This is a genomic window from Gracilibacillus sp. JCM 18860, assembly GCF_055395245.1.
In genome coordinates this window covers 1142778-1158104 of the sequence record NZ_AP043868.1, presented here as the reverse complement: position 1 = coordinate 1158104, position 15327 = coordinate 1142778, and the positions used below count along the sequence as shown (strand labels likewise).

The window sequence follows — 15327 nt, the reverse complement described above, 5'->3', positions numbered from 1 at the left end:
CGATATTCCCAAAACCTCTAAAAAAGTTTGTTAGATTTCCTTACAGAAAACATGACGTTAAATGTTCGTAAATAGTAGGATGGTAAATAACAAAAGATGTTAAATGATTTAACATAAAAAAGGGGATATGAAAAATGGCGACATTAGCACCAGATAGAACGAAGGTTCACAAGACCAACTTAGAGATGATCAAGGATCAAATCGAGAAAAGACATGTAGAACTATTACATCTACAATTTGTCGATATTGAAGGTTCCTTAAAACAAGTAACCGTCACTTCGGAGCAATTAGGTGACGTGGTTGAAGGAAAAACAATGTTTGACGGTTCCTCTATTAAAGGATTCACTCCAATTAACAAATCAGATCTGTATTTATTACCAGATTTAAATACATTTGCTGTATTACCATGGACAGAGGAAGACGGATATGCAGAGGCAAGATTTTTATGTAGTGTGACGAACCCAGATGGAACTCCCTTTGAAGGAGATCCCCGTACGATTCTAAAAAATACTGTAGATAAGGCGAATGAGAAGAATTTTTCTATTCAGGTAGGTCCTGAGCTTGAATTTTTCTTATTTGAAACAGATGCCAAAGGAGACCCTACCAACAGAGTGGCCGATCAAGGGGGTTATTTTGAACCGGCACCATATGATTTAGGAGAAAAAGTACGCTTGGAAATTTATCGAACATTGAAAAAAATGGGCTTTGTAATTGAAGCTTCCCATCACGAAGTAGCCATTGGTCAACATGAGATTAACTTTAAATATGCCGATGCACTGACCACTGCTGATAATGCAACGACATTTAAATGGGTAGTAAAAACAATTGCTCAGCAATTTGGTCTTAGAGCTACATTTATGCCAAAGCCTATCTTTGGTGAAAACGGAAATGGAATGCATGTAAATATCTCCTTATTTGATCAAAAAGCTGGGAAAAATGCTTTTTTCGATGAAAAGGACTCAAGACAATTGTCAGAAGAAGCTTATCAATTTATTGCAGGGCTTTTGACACATGTTTCTTCCTTTGCGGTATTTACTAATCCACTTGTAAATTCTTATAAAAGGCTTGTTCCGGGTTATGAGGCACCATGCTATATCGCATGGTCTGCTTCCAATCGTTCTGCATTAGTTCGTATCCCAGCAACCCGTGGTGCTGGAACACGTGTCGAAATTAGATGCCCAGATCCATCAGCAAATCCATACTATGCTTTCGCAGCTATTGCACAATCTGGTATTAACGGAATAGAGAAAGAAATGAACGCACCTGCAGAAATAGTCGACGATATTTTTAGTATGGACGACGATGAAAGAATCCTACGAGGCATTCAGAATCTACCAACAACCTTAGGTGAATCCATTCGAGCATTAGTTGATGGTGAAATAGGTAAACAAGTGCTTGGAGAATACGCATTAAAGGAATACCTTTCACTAAAACAAGAAGAATGGAACAGTTATCGTACCGCTGTGACCGATTGGGAGTTGGCAAGCTATCAAAGTAAATTCTAATTATTCGCTTAATTATATACTTTTAGTTGATATACAACCCGAACTTTAAAAAGGTCCGGGTTGTTTTTTTGATAAGCGTTCTACAACGGATTGAATTCCTATAAAACTCGTATTCTTTTCAATTAATTTAGAAAATCGATATAATTCAATTATAGGTGAATGTATAGTGAGGTGTTTAAAATGGATCCTTTAGATATCATGCTTGATATGGAACGAGTTAAACCATATTATCAACCAGTGTTTAGTGCTGATAGTCATGAGGTCGTCGGCTACCAAGTACTTGGTTATTTAGAAACAGAGAGAAAAAGAGAAAGTATTCGTGCCTTCTTTCAGAACCAAAATGTCCCTGATGATTTCAAAGTAGATATGGATCGACATATTCATCGAAGAGCATTAGATATATATCTGAAGCATAATGTGGATGCAAGTATTTTCCTCATTGTCCATCAAAGCTATTTAACAAAAACAGAGGAAGAAAAGGACTTTGTTCAAGAGCTGATTTCTTATCAAGAAAAGGGATTGGATTTATCCAAGGTTATTTTAGAAATTGTTGAACAAGAATCAGTAGAGGAAATGGATAACCTATCAAACTCATTAAAATATTTAAAAACCTTTGGCGTCAAAATTGCGATTAATGATGCCGGAAGGGGTTCAAGCAATATGGATCGTATTAGCACACTTGAACCAGATATTATCAAAATAAACCTAGCTTCCTTACTAGACCAATCACTTTCTGTTAACTATCAGCATACCATTTACTCCTTATCTATCTTAGCAAGAAGAGTGGGAGCAGAACTGTTATTTGATGGAATAGAATCTAACTATCATTTTCATTATGCATGGCGAAATAACGGAAGATACTACCAGGGCCCATTTCTATCGACCCCGAGTGAAGCTTTTATAAGGAGAGACCTTTTAAAAACTAGGTTTAGAAAGGATATCCAACAATTTATCTATATTGAAAGATCAAAAATTAATGCAAAATATCAGTTAACCGAAACATTAAATGAAAAATTACAGCAAAATATTAAAATGTTAAGTTTAGAAAAGAACCTAGAGGAAGAGATTGATCGTTTTATTACCAATTGGGACGAGATGTTTTTCCGTATTTATGTGACAGATGCAGATGGCTTTCAAAAAACCGCTAACTATATTTATACCAAGGATGCTTGGAGACAGGATCTTACAGTGAAGGGAAAAAACTGGAGTTGGCGACCATACTTTATTGAAAATGTCATTCGAATGAATCATGATCAAACGGGGATACTTTCAGACATCTATAATGATATCGAAACAGGAGAAAGAATTCGTACATTTTCTTATCCTATCGACGAAAATTTATACGTATTTATGGATATTTCACCAATGTATTTAGACGAGCATGAGGATTTATTATGGTAATTATGAAAGGAGGTCTCTAATTGAAAACAGCTATGGTCATTGTAAACCCGAGTTCTGGTTCCGAAGAAAGTGAGAATTATCGTAATAAAGTGCTAGATAAATTACAGAATAAGGGGTATAGAGTGACTAGTAGAATCACACAAAAAGTAAGGGATGCGGTTCATTTTGCGCAGGAAGCTTGTGAGAGTAACTTGGATCTTATCGTAATCATGGGAGGAGATGGTACAATAAATGAAGTGATCAACGGAATTGCTCCAACTAATCATTATCCGACATTACTCATTATTCCATTTGGTACAGTGAATAATTTTGCAAAAGCATTAGAACTTCCTCTAAACCCAGATGAAGCTATTGAAATAATAGAAAAAGGTCAATTCCAAAATGTCGATATTGGCAAAGTTAATGATCAGTATTTTATGAACTTAATCAACTTAGGTGTGATAGCAGAAGCAACCTATTCTGTAACTGCTGAGCAAAAATCGAAATATGGATCTTTTGCCTATTTTATCGAAGGTGTAAAGAAGTTTTCCGAAAAAGACGTATTTCGAGTACAAATAGAAACAGATATAGACACCTTGGACACTGATGCGATGTTTGTATTAGTGGCGGTGACAGACACCTTCGCTGGCTGGAAAAATATGATCAAGGAAGCGGAAATAGACGATGGATATTTGCATCTATTCATTTTTAAAGAATTAACAAGTATAAAAAGCATAGCAATGATTGCAAAATTAATGAGTGGTTCGTTAAAGGAACAAAACAATGTCATTTATAGGAAAGCTAAGGAAGCAATCATCCAGACTAATACAACGAAAGTGATAAATGTTGATGGCGATGAAGGGGAAGAAACTCCATTAAAAATAAGAATTCTTCCAAGCCGTTTACGGGTAATGGTATAACCATTACCCCTTTTTATACGTTAGGAAAATATAAAATTTTTGTAGGAAGGAATGCGATGAAGCAAAAATTTTGAAGTCCAAAGTATAAGAAAAGCTAACGCATCCGCTAAAGGACGAGCGAATGCGAGTTTTTCTTATGTAGTAGTGCAAAAAAGTGATAATTTTACTCAAAAGTGCTAATTTATTAGATCCTTATATAATAACTAGTTGTGATTGTATACAAAAATTTATTATTGCAGGAAAAATTCCAACATAATATATTATCCATATAGTTTGGAGGTGAAAGCAAGTCTTCATTCCACTCTTTTCCTCACACTATTTGTAAGTGCTTACATTTGTGATAGAATTATTCAAGTGAGGTGAAGAATATGAGAGATAAAAAAATTTTCTCCAATATGAAAAAATGGTTTTCCTATCGTTGGCAGAGCAATTATTTTCGGAAAAGCTTTCTATTAATTTTATTTATTACTTCTATTCCAGGGATTATTTCAGGTATTGCTATTTATACATTCGGATTAAGCTCTACCGAAAAAGAGTTGCGTAAAGTACATGTAGAGGAGATTGATGATCGTGCTCAAAATATTGATACACAATTTAGTTACTTGGAAGAGTCCTTAACCTATTGGGCATTTGATCCAAGTTTTAATTATCAACTAATTACCACTGATTTTGTTTATGAGTTCCAAAAAACAAGAGAAATTATGCAGAAGTTAATGATCCTTGAAGGAAGCCAGCCACTTATTGGTGAGGTGGAATTATTTGTGGAAACAAAGGAAGGCCCTGTTTTATTCACACCTTACATAGAATACATAAAGGATGAAAAGGAACAAGAGGGCTATCATTCCTTATTAAAAACATCAAAAAATATAACTTGGGATCATACGGAAGACTTTTTTCAACATACAGGATATCGAAATAACTTAATATTAACCCACCAAATACCAGGGGTGATTAATAATCCTTTTGGTGCCATCGTTGTTACAATAGATGATAAAAGTCTTGTTCGTACACTAGAGACACTAACCCCATACAGCAACGGAGTAACAATGTTAATCAATGAAGAGAATGAATTACTTCTATCGACAGAAGGATCCTCAGATAAGGAATTCACAAAAGAATTAATTAATGTATTTACGAATAATAATAAGATGGATCGATCATTTCAAATGGATTGGAAGGATAAAACCTATTCTGTTTCGTATGGCACCTTTGATCGAATTGGATCGAAATGGACTTACATATCAGCTGCACCTATTTCAGCAATTACAACACCTATTATCACGATTTCAAAGGTCATACTTGTCGCAAGTTTAATTGTGCTCGGATTAGCCTTTTTCTTAACCTGGTTTGCCTCAAACCGTTTGTATCAGCCTGTGAAGAATTTAGCCAGTAGTTTTACAGCAACAAGTAACTTAACCTCTAATGGAAGGAAGGATGAATTTAAGCAGATTCGAGACAGGTTAGATTCTTTAACATTTGAAAGTGAACAATTGGAAAAGCGTATAAATCACCAAATACCGCAGTTAAGGCAAAATTTTCTTATTCAGCTTACTAAAGGGTATTTATATGATTTTGATGAGGATGCCTTAAGAAGAAGAATGGAAAATTATCGCTGGAAGGTCCATCATCATTCCTTTGTTTTATTAGATATCCAGCTAACAAGAGGAAATGAACATCTCCAACGAACATATGAGGATGATAGCTTGATTGCTTTTGCGATGGCAAATATTGCGGATGATATGACAGCAAAATATCTCGATCAGTACACGGTTTTAAATCAATATGATTTGACGGCAAGCCTTTTTTTGATCATTCCAGATGACATGTCGAATTGGTCAGATCAATTGAATCAATTAGCAGAGGATATTATGACAGCAATTAATCGTATTCTATCAAGCTATGTGACAATAACGATCAGTTCTGAAACAACAAGAATCAAAGATATTCCTTTTCTTTTCGAGGAAATAGGGAGGGCGAGGAGGTTTAGAGACTTCAATAACCAGAATCAGATTCTTATGTTAAATGAAGTGGAGAAAGAAGTGAAGGGACAAAAATTATTTTATCCATTTGAAACAGAAAAAGAGATCATTCAAAGCATTAGAAGAGGTAAAATTAATGAATCAGAAGAGTTGATTCGTCAATTTTTTGATGAACTTTTACACAATAGTACAAAAGAGGTAAGTGTTCATGCAGGTATTATGCAGCTTTATAGTACGATTCAACACGAAATTTTACTATCAGGGGTAGATCCTGTCGTTTTATATAAAGGACGAAATATGTATGAGGAGCTATCACAGCTTCGGGAAATGGAATGGGTAGTGAAATGGTTAATTGTACAAGTGATTGAACCATATATAACCTTTTTAGAGAATAACATGAATATGGAAATGAAAGTGATAGTAGAAAAAGTAGTTTCTTACCTTGAGGAACATTATATGGAGGATATCTCACTGGAGAGTTGTGCTGAATATGTTGATATCACGCCTTATGCCTTAAGTAAAGCATTTAAAAAGATTCATGGCGTCAATTTTATAGATTATCTTACTACGATCAGAATGGATAAAGCAAAAGAGTTATTATTGTACACGAACATGAAAATTAATGAAATATCAGAAAGTGTAGGGTATAGACATAGTTACTTTAATCGAATATTTAAAAAACATGTAGGCTTGCCACCTAGTCAATACCGAAAAACAAGAGCAAGTAGTTCTTAGGAGGAAATTAAATATGGGTTTTTCTTATCAACAATTTTTGAAGCCTGATACAGAATTTTCAGCCATGCCGTTTTGGTTTTGGAATGACCAGCTTGATAAAAGTAAATTGCGGTCACAATTAATCGATTTCCAGTCTAAAGGTGTAGAAGGTTTTGTGCTACACCCACGTAAAGGAATTCCTAATAATACCCCCTATTTATCCGATGAATTTATGGATTATGTAAAATTTGCTGTAGAGGAAGCAGACAAACGAGGCATGCATGTTATCTTATATGATGAAGCCATGTATCCTTCAGGAGCAGCCAATGGAAAAGTAGTCGAGAAGAATCCTCAATATGGAAGTAGAGGATTATATGCGTTGGAGACAGACATATTTGATAGCACAGTGGAAATACCATTAAAACCGGAGGATCGAATTGTAGCAGTGTACCTGGCGTGTAAAGATTCTGATCAAGACTATAATCCAGAGAAAATTAGCTGTATTTTTCCACTTAATGCTCAGATCATTCAATTACGAGAGAATATTGCTACTATTCCAAATGAAGTGATGGATCAATTCTTTCAAACTAACCAACGCAATAAGGAAGATTACCGCTGCATAGCCTTAATAGAAAGCTATACATTCGGAACGATTCGAGGAATACATGCCAATCAAGATGATGGGGAAGTTAATGCGCCTCGATCTGCTGACCTATTAAACCCCGAAGCTGTAGAGAGTTTTATGGAGATTACTCATGAGCGATATCGGCAAGTGGTAGGAGAATATTTCGGAGGGACAATTTTTGCTATGTTTACTGACGAACCCGACATAACTGGAAGAAACGCTCAGTCAGGAGGTATTGCTTGGACGAACAATTTTGAAAGGTATGTTTATCAAGAGGGAGTACATGTGGAGGATCTTCTTGGATTATTTTTTTCTGTCGGTGAAAAAACAGATGATGTTCGTCAAAAATATGAAAAAGCCGTAAATAAACGATTAATGGAGACGTATTACATACCTATTGCCAATTGGTGTCAACAAAATAACCTTCATCTTACTGGTCATCCTGCCAAAAGCGATGATATAGAGCTTCTTGAGCCTTTTACTATTCCAGGCCAGGATGTTGTGTGGAGATGGGTAGCACCTGAAGACGAAAAAGGATTGATAGGAGAACATTCTACAGCCGGAAAATGTGGGGCAGATCTTGCTAGACATTTTGATCGTCGTCGAAATTTAAATGAGTATCTAGGAGTATGTGGTGTTGATAATTCCTGGAATTTATCTGCGGCTGATATGAAATGGTATACAGATTGGCTTGCGGTTAGAGGTGTTAACTTATTTTGTCCACATGCCTTCTATTACTCTATAAAGGGTAGAGAAAGAAGTCATGAGCGTCCACCAGATGTAGGACCAAATAATGCATGGTGGCCATATTACCATTTTTTTAGTACTTATATAAAACGTGTAAGCTGGTTAATGACAGATAGTGTCAATCAAGCGGAAATTGCGATATTAGCATCGAATAACCATTTACCATGGAAAATGGCCAAATATTTTTTTCAACACCAAATAGAGTTTAATTATTTGCATGAATCTTTATTTACTAAGGAAAAGATCATGATTTCGGGTGATCGTTTGAACATTGGTAATTATTCTTATCAAGCTGTCGTTATAGATGAACAAAAATGGCTAGAAGTGGATCAGGCAGTGAAGCAAACCTTAACCAAATTCACCCAAAATGGTGGAAAGGTATATTGGGTGACTACTAAAAGTAAAGCAGAGAGCATGCCTGATATTATCACTGTTTCACCTGATGATCTAGCATCAATCCATCATTATTTCTCCCATTATCGATATGCAAAGCTTTCTAATGAATGTCCGAATATTCGGATAACGAAAGGGAATAAATCAGGCCAATTATTTTACTTTATGACAAACGAAGGCGAGGAGCTTTATAAAGGAACGATTAAATTTTCGAATGATTTCCCAGTTGAAGAGTGGAATCCGTGGACTGGTTCACGACAGAAATTGGCAACAACTAATGGAGAATATCAGCTAGAGCTTCCGTATCGAGAGTCAGTGATCTGGATAGTAGATTCTAGTCAAGGAGAGAGAGAAAGGAAGAAGGAAGCACGACCAGCAAAATGGATCGAGATAAATCCAAGATTACAACCAGAATCCAATAAATTAGAATACTGGGATAAGCAAACACTTTCTGACTGGAGTAAAACGGATGGTTTACAATACTTTTCAGGAACGATGACATATCCGTTTGTTTTCGACTATCAGGGAGATAAGGTAGATGAAGTGACTATTGATTTGGGGGAAGTTTATGAAATAGCAGAGGTTTCCCTTAATCATAGTGAACCTGTAGTGAAAATGTGGCCTCCTTATAAGGTTAATGTTCCCGGGGAAAGTCTAGTAAACGGGGAAAATTCCCTTAACATACGAATTACCAATAATAGTGCAGTGAAAATGGATAAACAGCACTTGCCATCAGGCTTAATCGGGCCAGTTAAAGTGCTTGGGAAAATATATGACGAGTAAAGGGTGTAAAAGATGAACAGGGTATTTTTGGCGAGTGATTCAACCTGTCAGAGTTATGACAGAAAAGAGGCCCCACAGGCTGGATGGGGGCAGTTTTTACAACAATTTTTGAAAGATTGTACCGTTATCAATCACGCAATCGGAGGTAGGAGCTCTAAAACCTTCATTCAGGAAGGTAGATTAGAAGTTATTGCAAATGAATTGAAAGAAGGTGACTATCTACTAATACAAATGGGCCATAATGATTCGACAAAGGAAAAGCCAGAGCGTTATACAGAAGCGTATAAGGATTATAAGAAATTTTTACAGCAATATATTCATACAGCAAGAAAACATCACGCAATACCAATATTGTTGACACCAGTTTCTCGCCTACACTACGTAAACGGAGAGTTTTTAGTAGATTTTGGGGATTATTGTAATGCGATGAAGGAAGTAGGTGAAGAGGAAAAATGTCATGTGATCGATTTAATGAAGCTTTCCGTTCAACATCTGACTAAAGTGGGGATACAAGAAGCAACCACGTATTATATGGTGGACATAAATGGAACCGATCACACGCATTTTACTGAAAAAGGTGCAAAACAAATGGCAAAGATCCTCTCAAGCTCCTTACAATTAATCATAGAAGCATAACCATATCAACTGATGAAGCCTCTCCCCGTACTTATTCAGTATGGGGAGTTTCTTATTAAATGAAACGTCTAAGAAAATAGTTTATAAACTGAATGGGAAGGATGAATAAAAAATGAAACTAGACCTTAAATGGTTAACAAAAAAACCGAATATACCAACAAATATTACATGGGGGGTCCCGTGGCCAAAAGGTAAAATAAATAGAGATCAAGCTATAACCTTGCTCAATGAGCATGAAGAAATGCTACCACACCAAACCTGGCCTCTCGCCTACTGGCCTGATGGAAGTGTGAAATGGACGGCACACTCCGCGAACTTAAGTCAGGAACAAAGCCTGTCCCTTTCTACGGATAAGGTACCTTTTGAAAGCAAAGGTCTTGTAGTGGAGGAAAAAAAGGATAAAATGATTATCCGTAATGGAACCATGGTATGTACCGTTTATGCAAAAGGTGCTAAGATGCTTGAGTTAGAAAAGGATAGTCAATCATATCAAGGTTTTTTAGAAACATTGGTAGAAGAGCGAGAGGAACAAGGAGATCATTTAGTTATCTCACACACGATGGCTATCGGACATATTGAGCAAATCGAGCTAGAAAATAAAGGAGAGATTCGCACTGTTATAAAGGTGAAAGGAGCTCATTACACAAAAGCTGGCGAGCGTTTTCTACCTTTTATTGTCAGACTATCTATCTATCGTGATTTATCTGATCTCAAAATAGTGCATACGATCATTCATGATAGTGATCCAGATCGTTATTATATAAAAGGAATTGGATTAAAGATAACAACTAGTTTCACAGGGGAAGCATGGAAAAGGCATGTGCAAATGGCGGGGGATGAAGGAGTATATAGCGAACCAGGACAATTATTATTAACTAGAAAATACCGTAATGCAGATGGACTATTTAAAAAACAGATTGAGAATGAACAAGTGAATTTAGACGATACACCTGACTTAAAAAAATTGGTGAAAAGAAATGCTACATGGAATGATTTCAAGCTAATACAAGATAGTGCTGTTCACTATAAAGTTATGAAACGTAGAGAAAAAGAAAATGCATGGATTGATGTGTTACATGGTGGTCGTTCGCAAGGCCTGTTATATGCAGGTGGCGATAGTGGGGGTATTGCGATCGGTCAGAAAAAATTTTGGCAAAAGTTCCCGAGTTCCCTTGAAGTAAAAGGTCTAACGAAGGACACATCATCCATTATCTGTTGGTTATGGTCGCCAGATAGTGAGGCAATGGATCTTCGTCATTATAGTAACGAAACCCATGTGGAGAGTGCCTATGAAGGCTTTGAAGAAATGAGAGCATCGCCTATTGGAATTGCGAATACGAATGAGCTGTTTTTGTCACTTTACTCATCTACCCCATCTACTCATCAATTATTTGAAAAAGCCTTGGCTTGGCAGAATACAAATTTATTAGTATGTGATCCAGCCTATTATTATCAAACGAAGGCGACTGGAGTTTGGAGCTTGCCAGATAAGTCAAATGAATTCTCAAGTTTTCTGGAGAGGGAGCTTGAAAAAGCATTGCGTTTTTATCGAAAGGAAATCGATCAACGAAGCTGGTATGGCTTTTGGAATTATGGCGATGTGATGCATACATATGATCCAGTGCGTCATCAATGGCGTTATGATTTAGGTGGCTTTGCATGGCAAAACACGGAACTAGCCCCTAACATTTGGTTATGGTATGCCTTTCTCCGCTCAGGTGATCCAGCTGTTTTTGAAATGGCAGAGGCAATGACTAGACATACAAGTGAGGTGGATTGTTATCATTTAGGGGAATACAAAGGATTAGGCTCTCGACATAATGTTGTTCATTGGGGATGTGGTTGTAAGGAAGCCCGGATTAGTATGGCAAATTTATATAAAACTTATTATTACTTAACAGCTGATGAACGGACAGGTGAAATTTTAAAAGATTTCAAGGATGCCGATGAAGCTACCGTAAAGCTGGATCCGATGCGTGAATTCTATCCGAAGGATGAACACCCAACACATACTCGGGTAGGTCCTGACTGGGCAGCATTTTGTTCTAACTGGTTATGTGAATGGGAACGCAGCGAGGATAAGAGCTACTTCCAAAAAATCATTACAGGCATAGAGGATATAAAGAGTACACCATTTCGATTGTTGTCTGGCCCAACATACGGTTATAACCCAGAAACATCCCATCTTTTTCATATAGGTGATGGCAACAAAGGTGGTTTCCATATGATCATTGCCTTTGGTGCCCCCCAAGTGTGGATGGAGCTTGCAGAATTGTTAGATGATGAAGTATGGAAAGAGATGCTCGCAGAGTTTGGGGAATTTTATGCACTCTCTGACCAAGAAAAACAAGACAGAACTAGTGGCATTCTTCATAATAAGATGTTTAATTGGCCAATGTTTTCCGCAGCAATGATCGCATATGCAGCGAGAAGAAAAAAGAATCATGAATTAGCACAAACAGCATGGAGATTATTGTTAGATCCTAAACAAAATCACACGCCATTACCAATAGTAGAGCATAAAGTAACGAGCTGGAAAACCTTGAATGAAATTCCTTGGGTGACAACGAATACCATTTCGCAATGGTCGATAAATGTGATAGTATGCCTTGAATTATTGAAGGATTATCCACCAAAAAGTTCCTTGCAAAAAAGTATTAAATCAGAAATAAAATGATAATTTTCTGGTGAAAAGTATTGATAGCCATGAGATAAAAGCAATGAGATTAAAATGGACAAAAATTGAATATTGTAGGAAAAATGTAAGCGTTTTATATTTGGTTTAACGACAAGGAAGTTTGCACCTGGACAACTAAATAAAAGGAGGGGTACCTATTTTAAGTGGAGTGAAAAAGGTGCATATCCATGTCAGTTATGTGAGTAAATTGAAGGAGGGTCAAGATGAAAACAAAAAATTACCGTTATTTATGCATGGCTTTATTTGTATTTATGATGATAATCATTACTGGATGTAGTAATAGTGAATCATCTGGTCAAAAGAAGGAAGGCGAATCAGGTGGGGATGATGCAGGGGATAGAATGCATTTGCGAGTGTTTGTTCCAACCTTCTCTACCGAACCCCCAACAGATGATAGTCCGGTGTTAAAAGAGATTGAAGACTATACAAATAAGGAAATTACGATGGAATGGGTACCGAATAGTAATTTAGAAGATAAGTTTAACATTACTTTATCATCTGGTGACCTGCCACATGTCATGTATGTTCCGAATAAATCTCCGAGCTTTATTAGTGCAGTAGAGGATGGGGCGTTTTGGGAGTTAGGTCCATATTTAAAGGATTATCCTAATCTAAGTCAAACTAATGAAATTGTCTTAAATAATAGTTCGATTAATGGAAAAATCTATGGGATTTACCGTTCACGTGATTTAGGTCGAAATGGAGTTATTATCCGAAAAGACTGGTTACAAAACCTAGGGTTAGAAGAACCTAAAACGATTGACGAATTTTATAACATGTTAAAAGCCTTCTCTGAAGAGGATCCTGATGGAAATGGAGAAGATGATACTTATGGTATGGTCGTCTCTAAATATGAAGGTCCTTGGGATGTGATGCAAACATGGTTCGGTGTACCGAACAAATGGGGCGAGGATGAGAATGGTGAGCTATATCCATTCTTTATGGATGACAATTATATAGAAGCATTAAACTTCTTTAAGAAGCTTTACGATGAAGGTCTCGTAAATGAAGACTTTGCTGTAATGGACCCTGCTCAATGGTCAGAGCCAGTTATTGGAGGAGAAGCTGGTGTGCAAGTAAATGTATTGGATGAAGGCCACCGTATTCAAGAAAAAATTATTGAAGCAGAGCCTAACAATACAGATCCAATTACAGTCATTAAAGCGGTAGAAGGTCCAACTGGACTGCATAATTTACCAACTTCTGGTTACTCAGGCATGCTCTCAGTTTCCAAAACATCGGTTAAATCAGAAGAAGAATTAAAGCAGGTTCTCGACTTTCTTGACAAAATGAATGATGAAGAAGCACAAATTCTTGCTGAAAATGGTATTGAGGGTCGCCATTATGAAATAGTAGATGGAGTATACCAATCAAACATCAACGAGGATGCTGCACTTAAAGCAGAAGTTGATGGGTTTAATCAAATGTTGATGTACCTCCCAGAGCCTAAATCATTAACAGCTGAGTCCACACCATTACGTGAATTAGAAACGCAATTGAAGCTAGAAAATGAAGATATTGTGGTCGGTAACCCTGCAGAGGCGTATATTTCCGAAGTATATTCTAAAAAAGGACAACAGCTTGACAATATTATTTTAGATGCACGTATTAAATATATTGTTGGCCAAATTGATGAATCTGGTTTGGAGGAAGCTGTTGAGCTTTGGAAACAATCTGGTGGTACCGATTATATTGACGAAATCAATCAATTACATCAAGAAGCTCAAAAGTGATCGATAAATTGCGCAGGATCTCTTAAGGCAAGAGAGTGAGTGTAATGACTTTGAATTACTGACAATGTCTAGAATTCCTACACATGACAAAGTGACTAGGGCATAACTAAATAGGGAATCCGAATAATTTCCTGATTGAGAACTGTTCGGATTTCCCTTATTTAGTCCCTTCAACTAGAGATTAATTTTAGTTGCATTGAAGCAGGTGGATCGAATTTGTCTACAACAATAATGTTAAGAGGGGGATTAGATGGAAAATGTCCAACAAAGTAAGTTAAATACTTTAGATACTAAAAAGAAAAAAAGTAAATGGAATCAAATATTAAAAGAGAAATGGCTTTATTTTATGATTTTGCCTGGATTAGCTTATTTTATCATTTTTAAATATATACCGATGTGGGGAATTGTGATTGCATTCCAGGACTACTCTCCATTTTTGGGTGTGCTTGGCAGTGAGTGGGTAGGACTAGAGCATTTTAAGTATTTTTTTACCAATCCTGATTTTTTACGTCTATTAAGAAATACATTTATTTTGGCGTTGTATGATTTAATATTCTTCTTTCCAGCACCAATTATTTTAGCATTGATGTTGAATGAAATACGTCTAAGTTTTTATAAACGAACGCTTCAAACATTAGTTTATGTACCTCACTTTATGTCATGGGTAATTATTGCAAGTATCAGTTATGTATTTTTAACAACAAGTGGTGGGGTAGTGAATGAGTTATTAGCCAAATTCGTCGGTGAAGAAGTCAATTTCTTATCAAGTCCTGATTGGTTTAGACCAATGATTATTGGACAAATTATATGGAAGGAAACTGGTTGGGGAACTGTCATTTTTCTTGCGGCATTAGCAAGTGTAGATCAGGAGCAATATGAGGCTGCAATTGTGGATGGTGCAGGTCGTTTTAGAAGACTTTGGCATGTTACGTTACCAGCATTGCGGAGTACCATCGTAATTCTATTAATCCTAAGATTAGGAAACTTTTTAGATACAGGTTTCCAACAAATCTACTTAATGTCGAATTCGCTAAATCGAAGTGTAGCGGATGTGTTTGACACATATGTTTACTTTGTCGGTATTACCGAAGGTGCATTTAGTTATAGTACCGCAGTTGGGCTGTTTAAATCAGTAGTTGGTATTGTACTAATTGTTGGGGCTGATCGATTAGCGAAAAAACTTGGACAGAATGGTTTATTTTAACGAGAACCAG

Annotated in this window: 9 protein-coding genes; all 9 read left to right on the top strand. The window is 36.5% G+C overall.

Annotated features, from left to right (window positions below):
* Positions 1-134 precede the first annotated feature (134 nt).
* Positions 135-1505 (top strand): type I glutamate--ammonia ligase, encoded by a 1371-nt coding sequence (gene glnA, locus ACZ5R4_RS06010; protein ID WP_109984929.1) that lies wholly within the window; start codon positions 135-137, stop codon positions 1503-1505.
* Between the two features lie 180 nt (positions 1506-1685).
* A complete protein-coding gene (locus ACZ5R4_RS06005; RefSeq protein WP_464368194.1) occupies positions 1686-2906 on the top strand; it encodes an EAL domain-containing protein in 1221 nt (406 codons plus the stop codon).
* 20 nt (positions 2907-2926) lie between these two features.
* Positions 2927-3805 (top strand): diacylglycerol/lipid kinase family protein, encoded by an 879-nt coding sequence (locus ACZ5R4_RS06000; RefSeq protein ID WP_109984927.1) that lies wholly within the window; start codon positions 2927-2929, stop codon positions 3803-3805.
* Between the two features lie 395 nt (positions 3806-4200).
* Positions 4201-6519: a helix-turn-helix domain-containing protein gene (locus tag ACZ5R4_RS05995; protein WP_464368193.1), complete on the top strand. Its 2319-nt coding sequence runs from the start codon at positions 4201-4203 to the stop codon at positions 6517-6519.
* Positions 6520-6532: 13 nt separating this feature from the next.
* Positions 6533-9046 carry a glycosylhydrolase-like jelly roll fold domain-containing protein gene (locus ACZ5R4_RS05990; protein ID WP_109984925.1) on the top strand — a complete coding sequence of 838 codons (2514 nt, stop codon included), beginning with the start codon at positions 6533-6535 and terminating at the stop codon, positions 9044-9046.
* A 12-nt stretch (positions 9047-9058) separates the two neighbouring features.
* A complete protein-coding gene (locus ACZ5R4_RS05985) occupies positions 9059-9682 on the top strand; it encodes a rhamnogalacturonan acetylesterase (RefSeq protein ID WP_054787445.1) in 624 nt (207 codons plus the stop codon).
* A gap of 112 nt (positions 9683-9794) precedes the next feature.
* Positions 9795-12359 (top strand): exo-rhamnogalacturonan lyase family protein, encoded by a 2565-nt coding sequence (locus ACZ5R4_RS05980; RefSeq protein ID WP_109984924.1) that lies wholly within the window; start codon positions 9795-9797, stop codon positions 12357-12359.
* A 224-nt stretch (positions 12360-12583) separates the two neighbouring features.
* Positions 12584-14113 (top strand): extracellular solute-binding protein, encoded by a 1530-nt coding sequence (locus ACZ5R4_RS05975; protein ID WP_109984923.1) that lies wholly within the window; start codon positions 12584-12586, stop codon positions 14111-14113.
* 250 nt (positions 14114-14363) lie between these two features.
* Positions 14364-15317 carry an ABC transporter permease gene (locus ACZ5R4_RS05970; protein ID WP_109984922.1) on the top strand — a complete coding sequence of 318 codons (954 nt, stop codon included), beginning with the start codon at positions 14364-14366 and terminating at the stop codon, positions 15315-15317.
* Positions 15318-15327: the final 10 nt, after the last annotated feature.

Coding starts and splice junctions, on each gene's coding strand:
- glnA (WP_109984929.1), top strand. CDS start 135: ATGGCGACATTAGCACCAGATAGAACGAAGGTTCACAAGACCAACTTA.
- ACZ5R4_RS06005 (WP_464368194.1), top strand. CDS start 1,686: ATGGATCCTTTAGATATCATGCTTGATATGGAACGAGTTAAACCATAT.
- ACZ5R4_RS05995 (WP_464368193.1), top strand. CDS start 4,201: ATGAAAAAATGGTTTTCCTATCGTTGGCAGAGCAATTATTTTCGGAAA.
- ACZ5R4_RS05990 (WP_109984925.1), top strand. CDS start 6,533: ATGGGTTTTTCTTATCAACAATTTTTGAAGCCTGATACAGAATTTTCA.
- ACZ5R4_RS05985 (WP_054787445.1), top strand. CDS start 9,059: ATGAACAGGGTATTTTTGGCGAGTGATTCAACCTGTCAGAGTTATGAC.
- ACZ5R4_RS05980 (WP_109984924.1), top strand. CDS start 9,795: ATGAAACTAGACCTTAAATGGTTAACAAAAAAACCGAATATACCAACA.
- ACZ5R4_RS05975 (WP_109984923.1), top strand. CDS start 12,584: ATGAAAACAAAAAATTACCGTTATTTATGCATGGCTTTATTTGTATTT.
- ACZ5R4_RS05970 (WP_109984922.1), top strand. CDS start 14,364: ATGGAAAATGTCCAACAAAGTAAGTTAAATACTTTAGATACTAAAAAG.